This is a genomic window from Solwaraspora sp. WMMB335 (genome assembly GCF_049179075.1).
In the GTDB taxonomy this organism is placed as follows: Bacteria; Actinomycetota; Actinomycetes; order Mycobacteriales; family Micromonosporaceae; genus Micromonospora_E.
In genome coordinates this window covers 3,985,367-4,008,132 of sequence record NZ_JBMHMF010000001.1, presented here as the reverse complement: position 1 = coordinate 4,008,132, position 22,766 = coordinate 3,985,367, and the positions used below count along the sequence as shown (strand labels likewise).

Below are 22,766 nucleotides of genomic sequence, written 5' to 3'. Positions count from 1 at the left end.
TCGTGTTGACGGATGAGCCGCCTGGCCGGTCCGCCCTGGCGGTCGCCCCGACCACGGCGCCCCTGGTGCGGTTCGGTCGCTCCGGCATGGAGTCACGGGCCGTCACGTTGATGACCTCCTCGATCGTCACCGGGATCCTCGGCGTGGCGTACTGGGTGGTGGCGGGCCGGCTCTATCCGACCGCCGAGGTCGGGCGGGCCTCGGCGACGATCTCCACCGCGACCATGCTCAGCTCGCTGGCCTGCCTCTCCCTGGGCGGGAGCTACCAGCGGTTCCTTCCGGTGGCCGGAGACCGGACGCGCCGGCTCGTGGTCGGCGGATTCCTGCTGGCCGGCGTCGTGGCGGCGATCCTCGGCCTCGGATTCGTCTCCTTCGGAGTCGGCCGCGACGAGTTGTTCCAGCACGGCATGGAGCGCCTGCTCTTCCCCGTCCTGGTGGTGGTGCTGGCGGGGTACGCCCTGCTCGACCCGATCCTGACCGGCCTGCGCCGGGTCCGGGTGGTGGCCGTGAAGAACATCTCCCTGTCAGTTCTCAAGATCATCCCGTTGCCGCTACTGGCGTTCGCGGCGTCGGACCTCGCGATGACCGGGACCTGGCTGCTGCTCGCCGCCGGCATCACCATCGGGATCGTCGGCTGGCTGCTCCGGGACGGACTCACCGCCAGCGACGGCGTGGCCCCGGCCCTGCCGCCGGCCCGCCAGATCTGGGCGTTCCAGGGCGCGTCGCTGGCCATGTCGCTGGTAGTCACCCTTACCCCACTGTGCCTGCCGCTGGTCGTGCTGTCCCAGCTGGGACCGGAGTCCTCGGCCTACTACAACCTGGCCGCCGCACTGGGCACGGCAGCCGGGATGCTGCGGGCCAACGTGATCGCCTCGTACGTCGTGGACGCGTCCGCGCCGGACGCCGCCCGGGCAGCCCTGACCCGGCGGATGATCCGGCTGATGGCGGCGGTCGCCGGGATCTGCGCGGCCGGACTCGCCCTGGGCGGTCCGGTCCTGCTGTGGCTGGTCGGTGGCGAATATCTGGCGGCCGCGACCCCACTGGTGCTGCTGCTCGCCGGGGAGACGCTGCTCGCCGTGGTCACTGCGGCCTACGCCGGCGTCGTCCAGGTGCGGCGACGGTTGCGGCTGCTGGTGGCAGTCCAGACCAGCATGGTGATGGTCACCATCGGCGGGGCGATGCTGCTGGTGCCGACGTACGGGCTGGCCGGAGTGGGACTGGCGATGGTCGCCGCGCAGGCGACGGCCGCCGCGGTGGTCGCCGTCCCGCTGGTGCGGGAGGTCCGGTTGCTCACCGCGACGGGCACCGGCGCTGGCGGGCCGCGATGAGCCCACGCGTGACGGTGCTCATGCCGGTCCACAACGGTGCGGCCCACCTGCTGCCGGCGATCCGCAGTGTGCTGGGCCAGACCTTCGCCGACCTGGAGTTGCTCGTGGTCGACGACGGGTCGACGGACCGGACCACCGAGATCCTGGCATCGGTGCCGGACCCGAGACTGCGGGTGCTGCACCTGTCACGGTCCGGGATCGTCGCCGCGCTCAACACCGGCCTGGACGCGGCGCGTGGCCGGCTGCTGGCCCGGATGGACGCCGACGACCTGGCCGACCCCGGGCGCCTCGCCCGGCAGGTCGCCTTCCTCGACCGGCACCCGGGGATGGTCGCCTGCGGGACCGACTACGAACTGTTCGGGGCCGGGGCGGGACGCGTCCGGATGCCCCGAACCCCGACCCAGTGCCGGGCCAGATTGCTCTTCGGCACGTGCATCGCGCACAGCTCGGCACTGCTGCGCCTCGCCGTCCTGCACGACACCCGCACCAGGTACCGAACCGAATACACCTACGCGGAGGACTACAAGTTGTTCAGTGAGCTGAGCCGGCTCGGCGACCTCGCCAACCTGCCGTTCGTCGGTTTGCGGTACCGGGTCGACGGCGCACAGACCAGCACGACGGCGGCGACCCGGCAGCGGCGCGTCGCCACCCGGATCATGCGGGAGAACCTCGCCGCCGCCGGGGTGGCCGGCGTACCGGAGCAGATCGCGGCCGGGATGATCTGGCCGGCGGGACATGGCCCGGCGGCGGCGGTGCGCTACGCGTGGCGGTACGCGCCGAAGCTGATCGGCACCGGCGCGCGGGCCGGCGGCCTGGCCGGCGTGGGCACGGCGACCCGGCTGGTACGCGAACGGCTCAACACGGTGCTGCGCCAGCCGGCCGGCGCCGGGACCGGACACGAGGCGTGCCATGACGAGTAGCGCCGCAGGAGTCCGGGCGGCGGGCCACCTCGTGCCGCCGCCCGCGTCGCAGACCCACACCGAGACGGCCTCGGCGGCGGCCTCGGCGCCGGGCGAGGCGCCGGGCGAGGCGCCGGGCGGCCTGACAGCGGCCGGACCGACCGCCGTGGTGGTGTGCGTGCACACACCGCAGCGGCTCGCCGTCATCCGTCGGTGCCTCGACGCGGTCACCCGGCAACTGGACCCGGACCATGACCAACTTGTGGTGGTCGTGGACCACCATGACGAACTGCTCCGGCTGCTGCGTGCCGCCGTGCCCACCGCGACCGTGGTCGCCAACACCGGCGAGCGGGGATTGTCCGGAGCCCGCAACACCGGAATCGCGGCGTCGACCGCACCGGTCGTGGTCTTCCTGGACGACGACGCCGTACCGCGTCCCGGGTGGCTGGCCGCGTGGCGGCGGGTCTTCGCCGATCCGGCCGTGATGCTGGCCGGTGGGGCGGTGTGCCCCGACTGGGCCGACGGCCGCGCCCCTCGCTGGTTCCCCGACGAGTACGGCTGGGTGGTGGGCTGCGACTACCGGGGGATCGGTGCCGCCGGCACGCCGGTACGTAACCCGATCGGCGCGAACATGGCGGTCCGCCGCGACGCGCTGGACCGGGTGGGAGGCTTCTCCGTGCGGCTCGGCCGGGTGGCCGCCGTGCCCAGCGGGTGCGAGGAGACCGAGCTGGGGATCCGGATGGGGCGTGCGTACGGCCCGGCTGCGATCGTCCGGTTCGACGAACCGACGGTCGACCACCACGTGCCGGTGACTCGCGCCACGATCGGCTACTTCCTGTCCCGCTGCCACCACGAAGGCCGGTCCAAGGCGGTGCTGTCGGCCGCGGTCGGCCGGACCCCGTCGCTGTCGGCGGAACGGCGCTACACGCTGCGGACGCTGCCGGCCGCGGTCGCCCGGCACGCCGTGGCCGTGACGCGGGGCGACCTGTCCGGTCCGGCCCGCGCCACGATGACGGTGCTCGGCCTGGTCGCCACGGCCGGGGGATACCTGGCCGGCCTGCGTGGCGGCCGGGACCGGTCCGCGATGGCCACCGGAGACCGCCCGACGGCGGTGGTCGAGGTGGAACTCGCCGGCACCGCCGAGTGCGACCTCACCGTGCCGGCGGCAGCCGCGAGCGTTTTGGTCCGCTTCCGTGACCGTCCGGTCGGCCGGGTCGTCCTGTCCTCGCAGGCCGGGCCGGTGCCGCAGGTCGGGCCGGTGCCACAGGCCGCCGACGGTGCGGCGACGGCGCTGGAACGGGCGATCGAAAGCGGGCTGGGACCGGCGTTGCGGGCGCATCTGGACCGGGCCGGCGTGCCGGTGCCACCGGCGGCGACCCCGGGCGAACTGCTGCGGCTGGCGCGTGGCAGCGCTGCGGTGGCCCCCGACGCGCACCCGGTCAGCGGCCAGCCGCTGGTCTCGGTCGTGCTGTGCACCCTGGGCACCGAGGAGCGGCTGCCGGCGGCGGTCGCGGCAGTCCTCGCCCAGACGTACCGCGATCTGGAGCTCATCGTCGTCGACAACGATCCCGCCGGGGGCCGGGTCCGGCCGCGCCTGGCCGAAGTGGACGATCCTCGGTTGCGGGTCGTCGCACAGCCCCGACGTGGGCTGTCGATGGCCCGCAACGCCGGTCTGGCGGCGGCTGCCGGCGACATCGTGGCCTTCACCGACGACGACGCGCTGCCGGACGTGCACTGGTTGGCCGAACTGGTCCGGGGATTCGCCGTCGACCCTGCGGTGGGCTGCGTGACCGGCCTGGTCACACCGGCCCGGCTGGATACCCGCTGGGAGCGGCTGTTCGAAGAGTACGGCGCGTTCGACAAGGGTTACCTGGCCAAGGCGTGGTCGGTACGGCCGGTCCCGCCACGGTTGGCCCGCTCGGCCGGGGTCGGCGACCGGGGGCCGCTGTTTCCGTACGTGGCCGGCAACTACGGATCCGGCAACAACATGGCCTTCCGGGCCGAGGTGCTGCGTGAGCTGGCCGGCTTCGATCCGGCGCTGGGTGCGGGCAGCCCGACGCGCGGCGGCGAGGATCTCGACATGTTCCGGGCGGTGCTCACCGCCGGGCACGCCATCCTGTACCTGCCGAGCGCGCTGGTGCGCCACTTCCATCGGGACACCCGCGCAGCACTGCGCAGCCAGCTGTTCGGCTACGGCAGCGGGTTCACCGCGGTGGCGTTCAAGCAGCTCATCTCGGGCTGGTCGGCGGCGCTGCGGATCGTGCGCGCCTCGCCCAAGGCGCTGCGAGTGGTCGTCGATCCCCAGTCACCGAAGTACGCCGGCCGGTCACCGGGGTTCCCACTGTCGCTGAGCTGCGCGGAGTTCGCCGGCTACCTGGCCGGGCCGTGGCTGCTGCTGTGGGGACGCGTCCGTGCGCGGTGGCGGTCGTGACCGGTGCCGGCTCGGAGATTGTTGCCGGCTCGGAGATCGTGGCCGCGCCGCGGCGGGCCGACCCACGAGCGGCCGACCCACAGGCGTACGACCTGGTAGCGGTCGCGGTGGCCGGCATCCTCGCGGTGGTGGTGCCGACCGTGGCCCTGCTGGACCTGCCGGTGCCGGGCCGCCTGATCGCCACCGTCGCCTTTCTCGTCACCGTGCCCGGGGTGCCGCTCGGTTACGCGCTGCGTCTGCCGCACCGACTGGTCACCGTGGTCATCGCCAGCTGCCTGTCACTGTCGGCGTCCCTGCTCGCAGCCGCCGCTTCGGCGGTGCTCGGCCTATGGGATCCGGCGACCGTGGTGACGGTCATCGCCGCGATCGGACTGTTGGCCACCCCGGCAGCGGTCGCGGCCATCCAGTCGAGGCAACCGAACCTGCCGGGCCCGCCGGATCAGCCGGACCTGCCGCGCCGCGGCGGTCGGGCGGCGCGGTGGGCCGGTCTGGCGGCGGTCGGCGTGGCGCTGTGCCTGTGGTGGTGGGCGACCCGACAGACCGACGCGGCGACCGCCGGCGCGTCGGGGCTGGTCGCGGTCGCCCCGGTCAGCTACTGGCTGGCTCTCGGCGTGCTCGCCGGCGTGCTCGCCTGGGCGCTGCTGCGTCCGGTGGTCGATCACGTCCTGCTCGCCGTGGCCTGCGTCGCCACGGCGGTCTGCGGCTATCTGCTGGTCGCTGTCGCGGACGGGGCCGCCGGCTACAGCACGGTCTGGGTCCATGTCGGCTTCATCGACTTCGTCAGCCGTACCGGGGAACTGGCCACCGGTGCCGACGCCCGGTTCAGCTGGCCGGGCTTCCTCGCCGGCTCGGCGTATCTGGTGGACGTGGCCGGCCTGCCCGACGCCAGCGCGTTCACCCTGGCGGCGCCGGTCGCCTTTCTCGTGCTGGCGTTGCCGGCCCTGTGGCTGATCGGGCGGTCGGTGACCGGCAGCGCCCGGTCGGCCTGGCTCGGGGTGGTGCTCTACCTTGTCTTCAACTGGTACCAACAGGACTACTTCTCGGCCCAGGCCACGGGCTTCGTGCTCTACACCGGGGTGCTCGCGGTCCTGCTGTGGGCGTTCGACGCGGCCGACGTACCGGCCCTGCCCGGCGGGCGGTGGCTGGCCTGGCTGCGGGCGGTGCACCGGATCCCCGGCCGGCCGGGTGGGGCCGGGACCCGGCTCAGCGGTGTCCGGATGGTCTGTCTGGAGATTGCGCTCACCCTCGTCATCGCGGCACTGGTGGTCACCCACCAACTGACCCCGATCACCCTGGTCGTCGCGCTGCTGTGGTTCGTCCTGGCCGGTGGCACCCGGATGCGGACGTTGTGGTTGAGCGCGGCGGCGATGTTCGTCGGCTGGTTTTCGTACGGGGCCACCGGGTTCTGGACCGGGCACCTGGTGGACCTGCTCGGCGACCTGGGTCGGCTCGGGTCGACGGTGTCCAGCGGGGTCGGTGAGCGCATCGTCGGGGATCCGCTCTACCAGCAGATGCAGTTCACCCGGATCGCCTGGACCGGGCTGCTCGGGCTCGGTGGGCTGGTCGGCTGGTGGCTGATCCGCCGGCGGCGGATAGCGGCGCTGGCGGCCGGTCTCGCCGCCGCCCCGGCCGGGTTGCTGCTGGTGCAGTCGTACGGCGGCGAGGTGATCATCCGTTGCGCCCTGTACGCCAGTCCGCTGCTCGCGCCGCTGGCCGCCGTGGGCCTGGCCCGGGTCGGGCAGGCGGTTCTGCGTCCGCTGCCGTCGCGCCGGGCACCGGTGTTCGCGGGCGCGCTGCGGTTCGGCGCCGTGCTGGTGACGCTGATGGCGGCCTTCGTGATGCTGACCCTGACCCGTGGGCTCAACGTGTCGTTCGAGCGGGTGTCCGCCGAGCAGGTGGCACAGGCGCGGGCGTTAATCGCCTCGGCTCCCGCCGGGGCGACCGTCGGCACCGTGGAGGCGGTCGGGCCACTGCCACTGGGCGGATTCGGGCAGCTGGACACGGTCCCGATGCCGCTGCCCGGCTGCCGCACCCCGGTCCGTGACTGCCTGCTGGAGCAGGTCGGCCCGGACGGCTCCAGCGGCCCGGACTACGTCTACGTCACCGGCGGGCAGGAGGCGGCGGGACGGCTGCGCTCCGGTCTCGCCGTCGGGTGGACCGGACAGATCATCGACGTACTGCTCTCGACGGACGGATACCGGGTGGTCACGAGATCTGCGGAGGTGACCGTACTGGAACGGGTCGCGGCGGCCACCCCGGACGCCGGGCCGGACGGACCAACGGCGGGGGGTGCGGGCTGATGGAGAACATCGAGCACCTGCTGCCGTCACCGGTGTTCGCGGTGCTGGTCGCGGTCGTCGTCGCGCTGTGCGTGCTGGTGTCGGCGCTGCGCGAGCGCTGGCTCGGGGACACGGCGACGGTGGATCCGGTCGTCGTCGGCGCCGACCGGGACGCGTCGGATGCCCCGACGCGGGCGGTTCCGGCGGCGTTGCTCCGGCTGACCCGCGCCGGCACGGCGGTGCTACTGGCGTTGGCGGTCACGGTCCTGATGGTGCTGACCCTGGTGCGGTTCGCGGTACTGGCCGATTCACCGCCGGCGGCTCCGGCCGGGCCGGCGTCCCCGTCACCGGCCGGGGCACCGGACACCGCCGTGGTCGGCGACGGTACGGTCCGATGACGGCCGGTGCCCGGCGTGGTCCGCGCCGCCGTCGCGCCGTGGCCGCGACGGTCACCGTGGTGCTCACGGTCGCCGCCCTGCTGACCGCGGCCGGGTGGGCGGTGGTCGATCGGTTCGGTTCGCCCGCGCGGGACTGGGCGAGCGTGTCGGGCGAGCCACCACCGGGTGACGATCTGCCCGGCTGGAAGCTGGTCTTCACCGACGACTTCGGCCGCCAGGAGCTGGGGACGGACTTCACGGCCTACTCCGGGAGCCCTGGCGGGGATACCTATTCGACCTGGCACCCCGACCACGTCGGCGTGCGTGCCGGGACGCTGGTGCTGCAGGGCTACCGACGCGACGGTACCTGGACCACCGGTGGGGTCTCGAACTGGCCGGTCAGCCAGGTGTACGGGCGGTGGGAGGTGCGCTTCCGGGCCGACCCCAGTGACGAGGTCACGTACCACTTCCTGTTGTGGCCGAGGAGCGACCGATGGCCGCCGGAGATCGACTTCGCCGAGGACTTCGGCGGACCGCGGACGGGCCTGTCCGCGTTTCTGCACTACCGGTCCGAGGCGGGACGGCAGAAGGCGCGGCGGGATCTGACCGGTGTCGACTTCACCCAGTGGCACACGGTCGGCGTCGAGTGGCAGCCCGGGCAGGTTCGCTACCTGCTCGACGGCGAGATCTGGGCCACCATCGAGTCGGCCGAGGTGCCGGACGAGCCGATGTGGTTGGCGTTACAGGCCCAGTCGGGTGGCTGCGAGCGTAGCCGTGAGTACGGGCTCGCTGCCTGCCCGAGGGTGGGAACGCCCGATTATGCGGAGATCGTCGTGGACTGGGTCGCGGTCTATGCACGCCGCTGATCAGCAGGTCGGAGCGGTTTGTCGGTGGCCTGCCGCCGGCCGGGCCACAGAATCTTGCTCGAACATCAGACAATGGTTAGCCTGGCCTAAGTTGCCTCCGGTGATCGGCGGCGACGCCGACCGGAAGTAGAGGACTCCTCCTGTGACTACATCCAGATCGCCGTGGGATCGCAGCCGCGGCACGCTCGCGACAGGGGCCAGCGCCGTCCTGGTGGCCAGCTTGATCGCGGTGACAGCCGGTGCCGGTCCGGCCGCCGCCACCGAATACACCAGCCCGACCGACCCGACCGTCACCTATTCGGTGCCCGACGAGGTCGTGGTCGGTGACTCCATTGTGGTTTCCGGTAACGGCTGGACGTCCGTGGACGGGACGCAGGGTTCGATCATCGCGGTCAAGCTCGACGACGGTGCCGTTTCCACCACCCGGGACGTGGTCCATCCGGTGACCGGTGCCGTGCAGGCCAACAAGACGATCTACGCGATCGCCCAGGCCGACGCGAGCGGGTCGTGGAGCATCGAGCTGGAGTTCCCGGACCTGGACAACTCAGACGCGTCCTGGGCCGCCGGTGAACAGCACAGCGTACGGCTGCTCACCGGCAGCCTGCTGACCGGCGACGCGCCCCGCTCGCTGGGCGCCGAGTTCACCGTGGTCGCCGACGGTGAGCCCGGTGAGCCCGGTGAACCGGGTGAACCCGGCGAACCGGGCACGTGGGAGTTCGACGTGGAACGGTTCGACCTCGGCGAAGGTCAGTACCAGATCGCCTACTCCGCGCGTAACGACGTGTTGTGGGTGACCCAGGCCGGCGCGCCGCCGGTGACCACGTCGCGCCTGCACAAGGTCGATCCGGAGACGTTGGAGATCATTTCCTCCTACTGGGTACCGTGGGACGAGCCGACGTCCACGGTGGAGGCCGTCTTCGGTCTGGCCGTCGACGACACCCGCAACACCGTCTGGACGACATCCACCCGGCTCAACCGGGTCGCGGTCTACGACCAGGACACCGGCGAGCACCTGCGGTCCTTCGACGACGTCAACCACGGCCGGTCGGTCGAGGTCGACGAGGCCGCCGGAATCGTCTACGTCACCGCCGTCAACGGCAAGTACATCGCCACCTTCGACGCGGTGACCTTCGAACGCGGCCCGGACATCCCCGTCGACGGTCAGCCGATGGGGCTGGACCTCGACCCCGCCGCCGGCAAGCTCTACACCTCGACGCTGGACACCGCCAAACTCGCCGTGATCGACACCGGCAGCCGCGCGGTGGCGCACTACGACCTGCCGGACGCGGTCCGCTCCTCCGACGTCGCGATCTACCCGCAGCGCAACCGCGTCTACGCCGTCAACCAGGACTCGGCCGACGTCACCGTGCTGGACGCCACCAGCTACGACCACGTGACCTCGATCCCGACGGGCAGCGGCGCCCTCGCGGTGGCACCCGACCCGAGCACCGGGCTGCTGTACGTGGCGAACTTCTTCGCCCACACGATCAGCATCATCGACACGGCGACGAACACCGTCGTGTACACGGTGACCGACACCGCCGTACACCCCAACCACCTGACGGTCGTCGACGGGTCGGCGTACGTGGTGGACCGGGCCACCTTCGGCGGCCGGCCGGTCGACTCGATCATCCGGATCACCCCGACCGCCGTGCCGGACCCGGGCGAACCAGGTGAGCCGGGCGGCTCCGAGGGCGGCATCACCATCAACGCGACCGTGCCCGATGGGCTCAGCGGCCCACTCACCCTGACCATCGATCCCGGTGCCGCTGTCACCCTGCAGCGGCAGGAGGCTCTTGGCCGGTTGCGGTTCACCGGGGACCTCCCGGTCGTGACGGTGACCGACGCCCGGTCCACGGCGGCAGCCGCCGGCGGTGGCTGGGCGCTGTCCGCGCAGAGCGGCCCGTTCGTCTCCGACAGCGGCGAGTTCGGCGCCGAGCACCTCGGCTGGACGCCACAGCTGCTGACGCCGCGCGACGGCGTGGTGGCCGGACCCTCGGTGGCGGGCGCACTCGACGGCGGACCGGGTCTCGGCGTGGCCGCGACCATGGCGACCGCCGACAACGCCGGCCGGGTCGGGGTCACCGGAGTCGGAGCCGACCTCGAACTGGGTCTGCCGCTGGGCACTGAACCGGGCGGATACCAGGCCACCCTGACCGTTTCGTTGTTCCCCACCGACTGACGTGACCAGCGATTCACGCGACAGCCACCGTGGACGGGGCATGCGACCTATCCGGCGCGCCCTGTCCGCGGTGGCTGCCGCGCTGCTTGCCGCGGTGCTGCCGGTGGCCGCCGCCACCCCGGCGGCGGCGCAGCCGGCCGGCACCGTGACCTGGGCGGTCCAGCCTTCCGACGCGGACGGTCCGGACAGCCGGGTTTCCTTCAGGTACGAACTGGAGCCGGGCGACTCGGTGACCGATCACGTGACGGTCACGAACCTCAGCGATCACGAGGTCTCCTTCCGGCTGTACGCCAGCGACGGCATCACCACCTCGGCCGGTCTGTTCGACCTGCTGCCGGCCAGCGAGCGACCGCGCGACGCGGGCTCGTGGATCGAACTCGCCCGGTCGACGATCGATCTCGCGCCGGATCAGCGGCGGACCGTGGCGTTCACCCTCCGGGTGCCGGCGGACGCGACCCCGGGTGACCACCCGGCCGGGATCGTCGCGGCGGTCACCGGAGCCGGCACCGACGAGCTGAACGTGGAACGGCGGGTCGGCGCCCGGGTACACCTGCGGGTCGCCGGTGACCTGACGCCCGCACTCGTGCCGAGCGATCCGGACGCCGATTTCGTCGGTGGCTGGAGCAGCGACGGCAAGGGCACGATGCACATCTCGTACGACGTCGTCAACGCCGGCAACGTGCGGCTGCAAGGCTCGACCACGGTCGAACTGCGCGCGCCGTTCGGCATCTGGTCGCGCACCTTCGATCTCGGCCAGGTGCCCGAACTGCTGCCCGGTGCCACGTTCCGGGTCGAGCTGACCGTCGAGGAGGTACCGGCGCTGGTGATGCTGACCACCACCGCCCAGGTCGTTCCACGTACGGTCGGCGCGGACGAGGTGCCGGTCCCGCTACCCGACGGTCAAGCCCGCGAACGCACCTGGGCGATGCCATGGTTCTGGACCCTGGCGCTGCTCGTCATCGTCGCCGCCGTCACCGCCGGCGCGCTGACCCGGGGGCGGCGGCGACGCCGGATGGCCGCCGCGCTCGCCCAGGCCCGCGCCGACGGCCGCCGGGAGGCCGAAAACTCCCCTGCCGAGAGCCCGGCCGCCGAGGACTCTCCGGCCGGGGACGGGGCGGATCGGACCGGCGGTGGCGGGTCCGACCCGGTCACGCTGCGACGGGAGGGCTAGCGATGGCCCTTGACCGGCGTAACCGGTGGCTGGTGGCGCTCGGCCTGCTCGCCGTCGCGGCGGTGGGCGCCTGCGGCGACGGCGGTGGTGGCCAAGGCACCGCGTCCGCGGCGACCCGGGTGGTCGTCGACATCGAAGGGACCGAGGTCGAGGTACCGCAACGACCACGCCGGGTAGTGACTCTGAGCGAGCCTACCTTGGACGGTGCCCTCGCGTTGGGGGTGACGCCGATCGGCACCACGACCGGACGCGGCCAGTCCGACGTGCCAAACTATCTCGCTGACCAGGCGGCGAGCATCCCGCTGCTCGGCAGCGTCGCGCAGCCCAATTTCGAGGCCATCGGCCGGGCCGCGCCGGACCTCATCCTGGTCGACGGGACATCGATCAACAACAACCCGCCGGCGATCGAGCTGCTGCGCAAGATCGCCCCGACCGTGTACGCGGGGTATGCGGGCGGGGACTGGCGGGTGACCTTCGGCTACGTGGCCGAGGCGCTCAACCTGGCGGAGCGGGGGCAGGAGGTGATCGAGGCGTACGAGGCGCGGGTGGCCGATGTCCACGGTCAGCTGGACGAGCGCCTCGACGAGACGTACTCGATCGTGCGCTGGCAGGGATCGTCGGCCTCGTTGATCCTCAAGGAACTGCCGGCCGGGCTGGCCCTGACCGATCTCGGCCTGCGGCGCCCACCCGCCCAGGACCGGACCGGCCGCGGTCACAGTGAGCCGGTGTCGCTGGAGAACCTGGCGCAGATCGATGCGGACTGGATGTTCTTCGGCACGCTCGGCGGTTCCTCGGTGGGCAATCCCGACGCGGGGGGTGGGGCCGGCGTCGACGCCGCCCGCCGGGCCCTCGACGCCGCCCGGGCGGTGCCCGGGTTCAGCGAGCTCGCGGCGTACCAGGCCGAGCGCATCGTGCTGGTGGACGGTTCGGTGTGGACGTCGACCGGTGGACCGCTGTTGATGAATCGGATCGTCGACGACGTGGAAAAGGCGTTGATTGGACAATGACACGATATCGGAACACTGCACTGCTGGAGCACCGCTCCCGGGCCGCCGGCTGGCTGACGTTCACCGCGTCCGTGATAGCCGCCGTGGCGGTCGTCGGCCTACCGGCCGCCGCCGAGGACGGGGCCACCGACGTGCTCACCGCATCTCCCACGCCGGTCGCGACCCTGACCACGGGCACGCCGACGACGCCGGCCACGCCGACGGTGTCCGCGACCCCGGACACCGCGACCCCGGACACCGTGGTCCCGGTGCGGCCGAGCCCGACCGTCGCCGCCGACCCGGTGCCGAATGGTCTGCCCAGCCCACAGCCGGCGGCTGCGGCCGCCACCGCAGCCACCCGCATCAGTGCGCTGGCCCAACCGGCGCAGTGCCCCAGCGACTCGGCGGCGACCTTCGAGGTGGCCGGCTCCGCGGTCATCGGCGGCACCCTCCGGCTGCAGGGGACCGGCTGGTGCCACCCGACCGACGGCGGCTCCATCATCGCCGTGAAGATCGACGACGGGGCCTACAGCCACCTGCCGGGGCAGGGTCCGAACGCTAACCTCACGGTCTGGCAGGTGGTCGAGGCCGGTGCCGACGGAACCTTCGACGTCAACATCCAGCTGCCCACCGCGAGCAACTCGACGCCGGAATTCACCACCGGTTCGTACACGTTGCGGCTGCTGTCCGGCTCGCTCAAGGCGGGCGACAACATCCGGTCGGTCGAGACGGACTCGTTCACCGTCACCGCCGCCGGCTCCCCCGGCGGTTCGCCCACCCCGAGCAGCAGCCCGACCCCGGGCTCCGGCGATGACGGCGACCTGCCCACCACCGGCATCGACGCGTACCGCGCCAGCCTGCTGGGCGGACTGTTCATCCTCAGCGGTTGCGTCGCGCTGATGTGCACCCGCCGGCCCCGTCGGATCGGTCGGGGGGCAGCGGTGTGACCGGCGCGGTCGCGGCCCGTGACGACGCCCGGGTACGGCGAGCCGGACGGCGATGCCGGGCGAGCGCGAGCTGGTCCCGCCGTACCCGTCGGGGGCTGGTGGCCGCCCTGGCCGGCACGGTCGTCGGCATCGTGGCCGCGACGCCGTCCTCGGCGGTGCCGCCCGGCGGTGCCTCGCCGGACACACCGGGTACGGCGTCCTCGGTGGCCCCTCGCGACGTCGTGCCGGGGACGTCGATTTCGTGGAAGGTCAGCGGCTTCCCGCCGGGGGAGTCGGTGCACATCAAGATTGACGACGGGGACTACTGCGGTGAGGCCGCGGTGCACGGTGCATGCGTGGTCCACATCCAGCAGATCGCGGCGGACGGTACCGCGTCCGGCAGCCTGCCGATCCCGGCCGATCTGACGCACGGGGCCCACTGGCTGCGCTATCTCGCCACCGAGCAGTTCACCGATGCCAACGGCACCGTGGGCACCAGGGGATACACCCTGCGGGGTGGCTCGGACTTCGCCGTCGTCGCGGCCGGCGCAACGCCCGGCCCGGATTCCGGCGGCTCACCCGCGACCGGCGGCTCACCCGCGGCCGGCGGGACACCGACCGCGCAACCTGGCGGGCAGCCAACGGCCACCGCGAGCGGGGTGGCGGTGGTCCGGGTCGCCACCGACGGTGGCCTGGACGGCAACGCCCTACTCTGGGCGATCCTGGGCGTCGCGTTGCTGGCGGCGGTCGGTGGCGTCGTCGCGCACCTGGTCCGCCGTCGTTCGCGGCCCGACCCCGGATGATCCGCGACCGGGGTACGGTCGCCCCCGATCCGCCGGCCGACGGTGCCCCGGCGGTGTCGCCGGCAGCACGCGTCGATCGGCCAGCGTCGTCCGTCGTCCGCCGAGCCGGCCTGCGCCGGGCGCTCGTGTTGCTGGTGGCGGTCATGCTGCTGCTGGTAGGAGTCGTCGCCAGCCTGGCGGTGGGATCACGCTGGATTCCACCCGGGCAGGTGTGGGACGCCCTGGTCCGCCCGGACGACTCGCTCGCGGTGACGATCGTCCGTGGCCAGCGGATCCCACGCACCTTGCTGGCGATCACCGTCGGGGTGGCGCTCGCCGTCGCCGGCGCGGCGATGCAGTCGTTGACCCGCAACCCGCTGGCGGATCCTGGCATCCTCGGCGTCAGCGCGGGGGCGGGACTCGCGGTCGTCGCCGCGGTGGCGCTCGCCGGCTTCGTCGGGATCTGGTTCTACCTCTGGTTCGCCTTCGCCGGCGCCGCGGTCGCGTCGCTCGTGGTGTACCTGCTGGGATCGGCACCCGGCCCGGCCGCGACACCCGCCCGGCTCGCGCTCGGCGGGATCGCGGTCAGCGCCGCGGCCACCTCCCTGGTCCAGACCGTCATCCTGACCGACCAGACAGCCTTCAACGAGTTCCGCTTCTGGGCGGCGGGGTCCCTGGAAGGCCGGCGATGGGACGTCCTCGCCGCCGTCGTACCGTTCGTGGCCGTGGGCCTGATCGTGGCCACGGCGGTCGCACCGTCGCTCAACGCGCTCGCGCTGGGCGAGGAGACCGGCCGGGCGCTGGGCGTACGGCTGCGCTCGACGGTGGCCGCGACGATGGTAGCCGTGGTCCTGCTGTGCGGAGCGGCGACCGCGGCCGTCGGGCCGATCGGGTTCGTCGGCCTCGGCGTGCCGCTGCTGGCCCGTGCCCTGGTCGGTCAGGACCAACGCTGGGTGAACCTGGCCGCCGCACTGTACGGCCCGGCCCTGCTCCTGCTTGCCGACGTGCTGGGGCGCAGGCTCGCCGCCGGGGCCGAGGTCCAGGTGGGCATCGTCACCGCGATCCTCGGCGGCCCGATCTTCGTCGCCGTGGTACGCCGGACCTGGTCCAAGGCGGCCTGACGACCATGTCCATCCACAGCCGGTACCTGCACTGGCGGCTCGGCCCGGTCGCCGTGCTGGTGGCCCGTCGTCCAGCCGCGGTGGTCGCGGTGCTGGGCGCGGTGGTCGCCGGCGCCGCCGGATTCGCGGTGCTGTTCGGCGACTATCCGGCGACCCCGGGTGGGTCGCTGGCCGCGCTGCTCGGCACCGGCGACGACGCGTTGGCCGTGGTATTCGTCCGGGACCTGCGGCTGCCGCGGGCGCTGGCGGCGGTCGTCGTCGGGGGCTCGCTCGGGGCCTCCGGCGCTATCTTCCAGAGTGTGTCGGGCAACCCACTGGGCAGTCCGGACATCATCGGGTTCACCGCCGGTGCGGCGAGCGGCGCACTGGTGAGCATCGTTCTGTTCGGCGGCACGCCCGCGCAGGTCGCGCTCGGGGCACTGGCCGGCGGATTCGCCACGGCCGCCGTGGTGTACGTGCTGTCGCGCCGGCGTGGCGGCGGCGTCGCGGGACACCAGTTGGTCCTCGTCGGCGTCGGCGTCGGCGCGGTGCTGTCCGCGGTCAACTCGCTGCTGCTGGTGAGGTCGTCGCTCACTGCGGCGCAGACCGCCGCGCAATGGCTCGCCGGTTCGCTCAACGGGATGTCCTGGGCGACCGTCTCGGTAGCGGGCGGTGCGGCAGGTCTGCTCGCGGTGCTGGCCGCCGCGCTGTCCCGGCGGCTCGCGGCGGCCATGCTCGGTGACGATGTCAGCGCCGGTCTCGGTGTGCCGCCGCAGCGGGTCCGGGCGGTCGCGGTCGCGGTCGGGGTCGGTCTGGTGTCGCTGGCCACCGCGGCTGCCGGACCGATCGCCTTCGTAGCGCTCGCCGCGCCGCAGCTGGCTCGGCGGCTGACGAGGCCGGCGGGACCGGGCATCGGCGGGGCGATGGTGATGGGCGCCTTGTTGGTCATCGTCTGCGATCAGCTGGCCCAGCGGCTGTTCGCACCGGTCCAGTTGCCGGTCGGGGTGGTGACCGGCTCGCTGGGCGGGCTCTACCTTGTCTGGCTGCTGGCCCGGGACGTGCGTCGCCGCCCGACCTGAGGCTGTCGCCGTGCACCGTCCGGGTGTCCGTCGTCTGAGTGTCCGTCGTTGGGGGCCGTAGCGGATTCCACCGACACCGGGTCCGGGGAGCCGGGGCTGGCGAAGACGAAGTCGCGATCGGCGTGGTCGGCCGCGGCGGCCCGGGCACCCTCGACGTCGCCGGCGATGATCGCTTCGAGGATGCGCTGGTGGTCCGCCAACCGTTCGGCGGCGGTGCCGGGGATCAGCACTCCACGGCTGACCCCGTTGCGCAGGGCCGCGACCGCGCACTGGTAGAACTCGGCTAGCAACGGGTTGCCGGCGGCGTCGAAGATGTCGGCGTGGAACGAGCCGGGTGAGGGCAGGACGAGTGCGCCCGTGGCATCCGGCCGGTCCGCACCGGGCTCTGGATCGCGGCGGGGGGCCGCGTCGAGCGATCGGCGCAGCCGCTCGATGTCGTCCGGGCTGCGGTGGCGGGCGGCAAGCCCGGCCGCCTCGACCTCGATCGCCCGCCGGAGCCCGAGCACCTGGCGGATCGGTTGGTGAACCAGGTGGTCGGTGAGGACCGCGTTGACCGGGCTCCGGGCACGGACGAACGTTCCCCGGCCGGCACCGCTTTCCAGCATGCCGGTGTCGGCGATCGACCGGGTCGCCTCCCGGACGGTGCTGCGCCCGACGCCGAGGAGATTGGCGAGCTCCGTCTCTGTCGGGATGCGCGTGTTCAACGGCCAGGCACCGTCCCTGATCTGCTGGCGCATCCACTCGGCGACCATCTGCGAACGCGATCCCTTGGTCATCGGCGCCCCACCTGGCACGCCCGACCACACTGCAGGTCCATTGCACAAACGTTACGCGATCTGGTAGGCCGAATGGCCCAGGGACCGATCCGCCGAAGGGCGTCGGCCGGATCGGTCGTGTCGTGGTGGAGGACTGTTCGCCGTGGACCCGGCGCGGTCAGCCGCGCGGCGTGACACCGGCGCGAGGTAGCGCGACAATTCGGCATCGAGCCGATCCACAATCGGCTGATAGAACAGTGGCCGCAGGATCGAACAATGACCGCCGGCGACCGGGATGACCGTGTGCGGGCCGGTGAGCACGGCGTTCCGACCAGTGCGGACGGTCCAGCCAGCCGGGCATGCGTGCGCAGCCGGTCCCACCGCGGGGGCAGGGGCGGCAGCCGTCGTCGATGCTGGCCGCCGGCCGGGTAGGCGTGGCGGTCCGGTCCGGCAGAACGACCAGCGGTACCTGTTCACCCGCGGCGGCCAGCCGGCCCGCGGTGTCCAGGACGAGCAGTCCACCGTAGGAGTGACCGAGCAGGATGTACGGCGAGGCCGGCGGTGTCGTCCGACCGGAGGGTGGCGCGCATACCGCGCTCCTAGTAGTCGTTCGCGGGGTCGAAGTATGACTTTGGGAAAGTTTAGGGTAGCCTAACTATCATCTGACAATAGGTTCCGGGCGAGTCGATGGCCTTCCGGTGCCGGACGGGCAGGCAGCAGAGAGGGCTCGACAGCATGGTGGGCGAGCGGCTGGACTGGGTCGACGTCGCGCGCGGCATGGCGATCCTGCTCATCGTCGAGCTGCACACGCAGGGAGCGCTCCGCCAGCTCGGTGCCGACCACCCGCTGCTCGTCTCGATCAACGTGGCTCTGGCCACCGTCCGGCTGCCGACCTTCTTTCTGGTGTCCGGCCTACTCTCGGTGTCGGTGCTGGCGGTGCCCTGGCGGGAGTTCCTGCGACGTCGGCCCGCCACCCTGCTCTACCTCTATCTACTGTGGGGAAGCGTCCTGCTGGCCGTGGCGACGCTGCTCGCCGCCGCCACCGGCGGCTCCGCCACCACCGTCGCCCGGGCCAACCTGCACGACCTGCTCGTCGCCGACAGCGTGCTGTGGTATCTCGCCGCGCTCGCCGTCTTCTGCACGGCAGCCAAGCTTTCCCGCCGCATCCCGGCGCCCCTGCAACTGGCGGCGGCCACTGCGCTGGCCATGGTGGCGACGATCGATCTGTTTCCGGCCGCCTCGTGGGGGATCGATCACATGCTCTCCTGCTACCTCTACTTCCTGATCGGTCGGCACTTCCGACCGGTGGTCATCGACTTCGCCACCAGCGCCACCACTCGCCGATGCGTACTGCTCGCGGTGACCTGGCTGGTGGCCGGCGGTCTGCTGCGGCTCGCCGATCCCAGCGGCCGGGCCCTGATCGCGCTGCTGCCGCTGGTCGCCCTGCCGCTGGCGGTCAGCCTCGCGGGGATCGTCGCCGGCCGGCCCGTGGCCGCACCGCTGCGCAGCATCGGCCGGCACACCCTGCCGATCTACGTGCTGCATCCGGTCGTCATCGCGATCCTGGTCGGGGTGTCCGGCGGCGATCAGCCGCTGGCCGGCCTGCCGCTGGCCGGCCTGCCGCTGGCCGGCCAGGCCGGACTGGTCCTTGCCGCGACGGCGGCGGTGGCCGCCTCGTGCTGGCTCCTCTGGCGCCGACTGCGCCGGGTCCCCGGCCTGTTCGACCTGCCCACACCGCAGGCGGCGGTGGGCCACCGGAGCCGGACATGACCGATTCGGGTCCGCAACCGGGTGCGGACCCCACCGTCTCCGTGGTGCTACCGGTCTACAACACCGCCGGCACGATCGCGGACTGTCTGCGCTCGGTGGCCGGACAGACGCTCCGACCCGGCCAACTGATCCTGGTCGACGACTGCGGCGGCGACGACGCGATCGACGTCGCCCGCCGTACGCTGGCCGACCTCGACCTGCCGTACCTCGTGCTGCGGCACGACCGTAACCGGCGGATCGGAGCCGCCCGCAACACCGGGCTCGCCCGGGCCACCGGCGAGTGGATCTGGTTTCTCGACAGTGACGATCAGGCCGAACCGGCCTTCCTCGCCCGCTTGGTCGAGGCGGCCATCGAACACCGGGCCGATATCGCGGTCTGCCGTACCCGTCGGGTGGATCCGGCCGGGAATCCACTCGACGTCGTCGAATCCCGCTGGCGGTGCCCGACGGTCTCCGGAGAACAGGCGGCGCGGCTGCTGCTGACCGACCGGATGAAGGCGTACGCCTGCAACAAGGTGTTCCGTCGCCGGAGCCTGCCGAACGCACCGTTCGACCTCGACCGCAGCTACGAGGATTTCCGGCCGGTGCTGCGGACCCTGTTACGGGCGACGTCGGTGGCGCTGATCGACGAGCCGCTCTACCGGTACACGGTCGACCCGGCGTCGGTGTCCGGCCACTTCGGCAGGCACACCTTCGACCTGCTCGCGGTCGCCGACGACGTACACGCCGAACTCGTGTGCTACGGGCTGTCCCGGCGTTGGCGCACCGATTACCTGACCTACCTGCTCGGCAACGTGGTCCTACCGCTTGCGAACATGGCGTTGCGCGCCGAACACGCCGGGCGCGCGGACGCCACCACCCGGGCGGCGGTGGCGGCGGCCCGCCGCCGGGCGCGGGTAGCCGACCTCGTCCGGCTGCTCGCGGCCGGCCGGATCCACCCGGTCGTGGCCGGCGGTGTGCTGAAGGCTGCGCCGGCACTGTATTCACGGGTGCTGGCCTACCGATGAGACGGCCGCTCATGAGCATCAGAAACGCCGCGCCGGTCGATCCGGTGTGGCCCGATCGCCGGGAGGATCGTGTGTCGAAGCAGTGGCCGGGGTCAGGCGAGAACCCTGACGGGGCAGCGCCGGAGACCGGGCGAGACGCGCTCAAGGCGGCCATCGCGGCGGCGATCGAGCAGGACGCCCGGCGGCTCACCGCGGTGGGCGAGGACATCTACGCCCATCCCGAGCTGGCCTACCACGAGTTCCGCACCGCCGACGTCGTCGCGCGCGAACTGCGCCGGCTAGGCCTCACCGTCGAAGAGGGCCTGGCCCGCACCGGCGTACGGGCCCGGCTGCGCGGGCGCGGTCACGGGCCGACGGTCTGCGTGCTGGCCGAACTCGACGCGATCCGCACGCCCGGACATCCGGCGGCCGATCCGATCACCGACGCAGCCCACTCGTGCGGACACCATGCCCAGGTCGCCCACCTGGTCGGGGTCGCCGGGGCGCTGACCGAGCTGGTCGCCGGCGAACTCGCCGGCGACGTGCTCTTCTTCGCCGTACCGGCCGAGGAGTACAGCGACATCGACCGCGCGGGCGCTGCGGACGTGGAGTTTCCCGGTGGCAAGCAGGAACTGATCCGACTCGGCTGCTTCGACGGCGTCGACCTGGCGATGATGGCTCACGCCCTGGGGACGGGCGAGCTGAGCGACGACGGTCGCCCGCCGAGCCGGGCCGGCGACGGGTCCGGCCCGGCCGGGGCCCTCGGCATGACCTGGCGGTACACCGGCTTCGCCATCCGCCGGGCGATCTTCCGGGGACGGGCGGCGCATGCCTCTACCGCGCCCGGGCACGGCATCGACGCACTCGGCGCGGCCCGGATCGCGTTGCACGCCATCGACACCCAGCGGGAGTCGTTCGCCGACGGGGTCCGGGTGCATCCGGTGCTGCGGGCGCACCACGGCACCCTCAACGTGGTCGCCGACCAGGCGGCGGTGGACGTGGTGATCCGGGGCCGGACCCAGGCGTCGATCGTGGACGCGGGCCAGCGGGTCGACCGGGCGCTGCGGGCCGGCGCGTTCGCCGTCGGTGCCGGCGTCGAGTTGACCACCGCACCGGGATACCAGCCGCTGTCGGTGGACCGGACCCTCGGCGGCATCTTCCGCGCCAACGCGGTACGCCTGGCCGGGGCGGGCGGGTGGTCGGAGGCCGAGTTCTCCGCCGCCTCCACCGACGCCGGTGACCTCAGCACACTGCTGCCGGTGCTGCACGCCACGCATGGCGGCTGCGCCGGGGTCAACCATTCCGCGTCGTTCCGGATCGTCGATCCGGTCCAGGCGTACGTCCAGCCGGCCGTCGCGCTGGCCTGGACGGTCGTCGACCTGCTGGGCGGGAACGCGGACGCCGCCCACGGCGCGGTGGCCGCCTACCGCCCCCGGTACACCCGTTCCGGCTACGTCGAAACGCTGCGCACGCTCGCCCGCCGGCGCCGCTACCCGCAACCGTCCGCTGAGCCGGTCGACGCCGAGCCGGTCGACGCCGAGCCGGGACCGGCGTACGAACTCGACAACCCGTTGCAGGAGGCACGGGCGTGACGACGGACATCCTCCGGCCGCCGCAGACCGCAGGGGCGCCGCCGCACACGCCACGTCCCTATCCGCTGCCGGTCTGCCCGAGCCCACGACTGGCGCAGCTGTCCGCCTCACAGCCCGACGCCCACGCGGTCGCGGCCTTCTGGGCGGAGGCGGCGGCCCGCGGCACGCCGCTGCTGGAGCCCGACGGGGACGGGATCATCGTGACCTTCCTGTGGCGGGACGCGGACGCGGCGGCGGTCATCCTGCACGCGAATCGGCTGACCGACTTCCGCCGCCTGGACCAGAGTCTGATGCGGCGGCTGCCGGGGACCGACATCTGGCAGCTGAGCTACCGGATGCCACCGACCTGGCGGGCGAGCTACGCGATCGGACCGTTGTCCGCACCGCCGGTGCCCATCGATCCCGACGACCCGTCGGACAAGGCCCGGTGGCGGCGGCTGCGGTCGGTGGCGCGGCCGGATCCGCTCAACCGGGAACCGCTGCGCCACCGGGCCGACGGCCCGGCGTTGTCCGTGGTCAGCCTCCCCGACGCGCCGGCGCAGCCGTGGCTCGCTGTCCGGCCGGGGGTCCTACCCGGCGAGGTGGGCCGGCATCAGGTAGGCGATCGTACGGTGTGGAGTTATCTGCCGCCGGGAGCCGGCCACCGGGACCTGCCGGTGGTGGTACTGCTCGATGGCGACGTGTGGGGCGGGCAGGGCCTGCTCGGGGCGACCGTGGACAACCTGATCGCCGCCGGGCGGATTCCGCCCACCATGGTGTTGATGGTCGACTGCGCGGCTGTCCCGGCCCGGACCAGGGACCTGGCCTGCAGCCCGGCGTTCGTCCGGTTTCTCGCCGGTGACCTGCTCGCCTGGGCGGCGGCTCGGTGGCCGGTCACGTCCGATCCGGCGGCCACGGTGGTGGCCGGCCAGAGTCTCGGCGGGTTGGCCGCCGCGTACACCGCGCTGTGCGCCCCGGACCGGTTCGGAGCGGTGCTGTCGCAGTCGGGCTCGTACTGGTTCCCCGGCGGAGAGGTGCGGGAGTGGCTCACCGGGCGGTACGCGGCGACCGCACGGCTGGCGCTGCGCTGGTACCTGGAGGTGGGCGCGCGGGAGTGGGATCTGGTCGGGCCGACCCGGCGGCTGCGTGACGTGCTGCTTCGGCGCGGCTACCCGGTGACGTACGCCGAGTTCGACGGGGGCCACGACGTGGCCTGTTGGCGGGGTGGTCTGGCGGATGGCCTGATCGCCCTGCTGGGAAACATCAGACAAAGCTAAG

18 protein-coding genes and 1 pseudogene are annotated in these 22,766 nt (G+C 72.8%); 17 read left to right on the top strand and 2 right to left on the bottom strand.

Features of this window, described 5'->3' with window-relative positions; translation table 11 throughout:
• The first annotated feature begins 2 nt into the window (after positions 1–2).
• The 13 genes from ACN27F_RS17210 to ACN27F_RS17150 all read left to right on the top strand — a co-directional run bounded on the left by ACN27F_RS17210 (position 3) and on the right by ACN27F_RS17150 (position 16,406).
• Positions 3–1,328 (top strand): lipopolysaccharide biosynthesis protein, encoded by a 1,326-nt coding sequence (locus tag ACN27F_RS17210; RefSeq protein WP_421434569.1) that lies wholly within the window; start codon positions 3–5, stop codon positions 1,326–1,328.
• Positions 1,325–2,248 (top strand): glycosyltransferase family 2 protein, encoded by a 924-nt coding sequence (locus ACN27F_RS17205; protein ID WP_421434567.1) that lies wholly within the window; start codon positions 1,325–1,327, stop codon positions 2,246–2,248. The genes ACN27F_RS17210 and ACN27F_RS17205 overlap by 4 nt, the downstream gene beginning before the upstream one ends.
• Positions 2,238–4,658, top strand: a complete 2,421-nt coding sequence (locus ACN27F_RS17200) for a glycosyltransferase family 2 protein (protein ID WP_421434565.1) — start codon at positions 2,238–2,240, stop codon at positions 4,656–4,658. Before ACN27F_RS17205 ends, ACN27F_RS17200 begins: the two co-directional genes overlap by 11 nt.
• Complete coding sequence (locus ACN27F_RS17195; RefSeq protein ID WP_421434564.1) at positions 4,655–6,958, top strand: hypothetical protein; 2,304 nt, start codon at positions 4,655–4,657, stop codon at positions 6,956–6,958. Before ACN27F_RS17200 ends, ACN27F_RS17195 begins: the two co-directional genes overlap by 4 nt.
• Complete coding sequence (locus ACN27F_RS17190) at positions 6,958–7,335, top strand: hypothetical protein (protein ID WP_421434562.1); 378 nt, start codon at positions 6,958–6,960, stop codon at positions 7,333–7,335. Before ACN27F_RS17195 ends, ACN27F_RS17190 begins: the two co-directional genes overlap by 1 nt.
• Positions 7,332–8,180, top strand: a complete 849-nt coding sequence (locus ACN27F_RS17185; protein WP_421434560.1) for a glycoside hydrolase family 16 protein — start codon at positions 7,332–7,334, stop codon at positions 8,178–8,180. Before ACN27F_RS17190 ends, ACN27F_RS17185 begins: the two co-directional genes overlap by 4 nt.
• A gap of 142 nt (positions 8,181–8,322) precedes the next feature.
• A complete protein-coding gene (locus tag ACN27F_RS17180; protein WP_421434558.1) occupies positions 8,323–10,362 on the top strand; it encodes a YncE family protein in 2,040 nt (679 codons plus the stop codon).
• Between the two features lie 40 nt (positions 10,363–10,402).
• Positions 10,403–11,533 (top strand): WxL protein peptidoglycan domain-containing protein, encoded by a 1,131-nt coding sequence (locus ACN27F_RS17175; protein ID WP_421434556.1) that lies wholly within the window; start codon positions 10,403–10,405, stop codon positions 11,531–11,533.
• A gap of 2 nt (positions 11,534–11,535) precedes the next feature.
• Positions 11,536–12,540, top strand: a complete 1,005-nt coding sequence (locus tag ACN27F_RS17170; RefSeq protein ID WP_421434554.1) for an ABC transporter substrate-binding protein — start codon at positions 11,536–11,538, stop codon at positions 12,538–12,540.
• Entirely contained in the window at positions 12,537–13,466 is a 930-nt protein-coding gene (locus tag ACN27F_RS17165) for a hypothetical protein (protein WP_421434552.1), read from the top strand. Before ACN27F_RS17170 ends, ACN27F_RS17165 begins: the two co-directional genes overlap by 4 nt.
• Positions 13,463–14,248: a hypothetical protein gene (locus tag ACN27F_RS17160; protein WP_421434550.1), complete on the top strand. Its 786-nt coding sequence runs from the start codon at positions 13,463–13,465 to the stop codon at positions 14,246–14,248. Before ACN27F_RS17165 ends, ACN27F_RS17160 begins: the two co-directional genes overlap by 4 nt.
• Positions 14,245–15,348, top strand: coding sequence for a FecCD family ABC transporter permease (locus tag ACN27F_RS17155; RefSeq protein WP_421434549.1), 1,104 nt, complete (start codon positions 14,245–14,247; stop codon positions 15,346–15,348). Before ACN27F_RS17160 ends, ACN27F_RS17155 begins: the two co-directional genes overlap by 4 nt.
• Positions 15,349–15,353: 5 nt before the next feature.
• Positions 15,354–16,406: a FecCD family ABC transporter permease gene (locus ACN27F_RS17150; RefSeq protein ID WP_421434547.1), complete on the top strand. Its 1,053-nt coding sequence runs from the start codon at positions 15,354–15,356 to the stop codon at positions 16,404–16,406.
• Here ACN27F_RS17150 and ACN27F_RS17145 read toward each other — a convergent pair.
• Both ACN27F_RS17145 and ACN27F_RS17140 read right to left on the bottom strand, forming a co-directional pair.
• Positions 16,358–17,182 (bottom strand): FadR/GntR family transcriptional regulator, encoded by an 825-nt coding sequence (locus ACN27F_RS17145; RefSeq protein ID WP_421434545.1) that lies wholly within the window; start codon positions 17,180–17,182, stop codon positions 16,358–16,360. The two genes, ACN27F_RS17150 and ACN27F_RS17145, sit on opposite strands and share 49 nt — an antisense overlap.
• 157 nt (positions 17,183–17,339) lie before the next feature.
• Positions 17,340–17,720 (bottom strand): annotated as a pseudogene (locus ACN27F_RS17140) (thioesterase domain-containing protein); the annotation flags it as partial.
• Between the two features lie 176 nt (positions 17,721–17,896).
• Between ACN27F_RS17140 and ACN27F_RS17135 the strand changes: the two are divergent.
• Genes ACN27F_RS17135 through fes form a run of 4 tightly spaced genes read left to right on the top strand, consistent with a single transcriptional unit; the run spans position 17,897 to position 22,765 of the window.
• Positions 17,897–18,931, top strand: a complete 1,035-nt coding sequence (locus ACN27F_RS17135; RefSeq protein ID WP_421434544.1) for an acyltransferase family protein — start codon at positions 17,897–17,899, stop codon at positions 18,929–18,931.
• Positions 18,928–19,938: a glycosyltransferase family 2 protein gene (locus ACN27F_RS17130; protein ID WP_421434543.1), complete on the top strand. Its 1,011-nt coding sequence runs from the start codon at positions 18,928–18,930 to the stop codon at positions 19,936–19,938. The genes ACN27F_RS17135 and ACN27F_RS17130 overlap by 4 nt, the downstream gene beginning before the upstream one ends.
• Positions 19,939–19,949: 11 nt before the next feature.
• Positions 19,950–21,509, top strand: coding sequence for a hypothetical protein (locus ACN27F_RS17125; protein ID WP_421434541.1), 1,560 nt, complete (start codon positions 19,950–19,952; stop codon positions 21,507–21,509).
• On the top strand, positions 21,506–22,765 hold the full coding sequence (gene fes / locus ACN27F_RS17120) for an enterochelin esterase (protein WP_421434539.1): 1,260 nt from the start codon (positions 21,506–21,508) through the stop codon (positions 22,763–22,765). Before ACN27F_RS17125 ends, fes begins: the two co-directional genes overlap by 4 nt.
• Position 22,766: the final 1 nt, after the last annotated feature.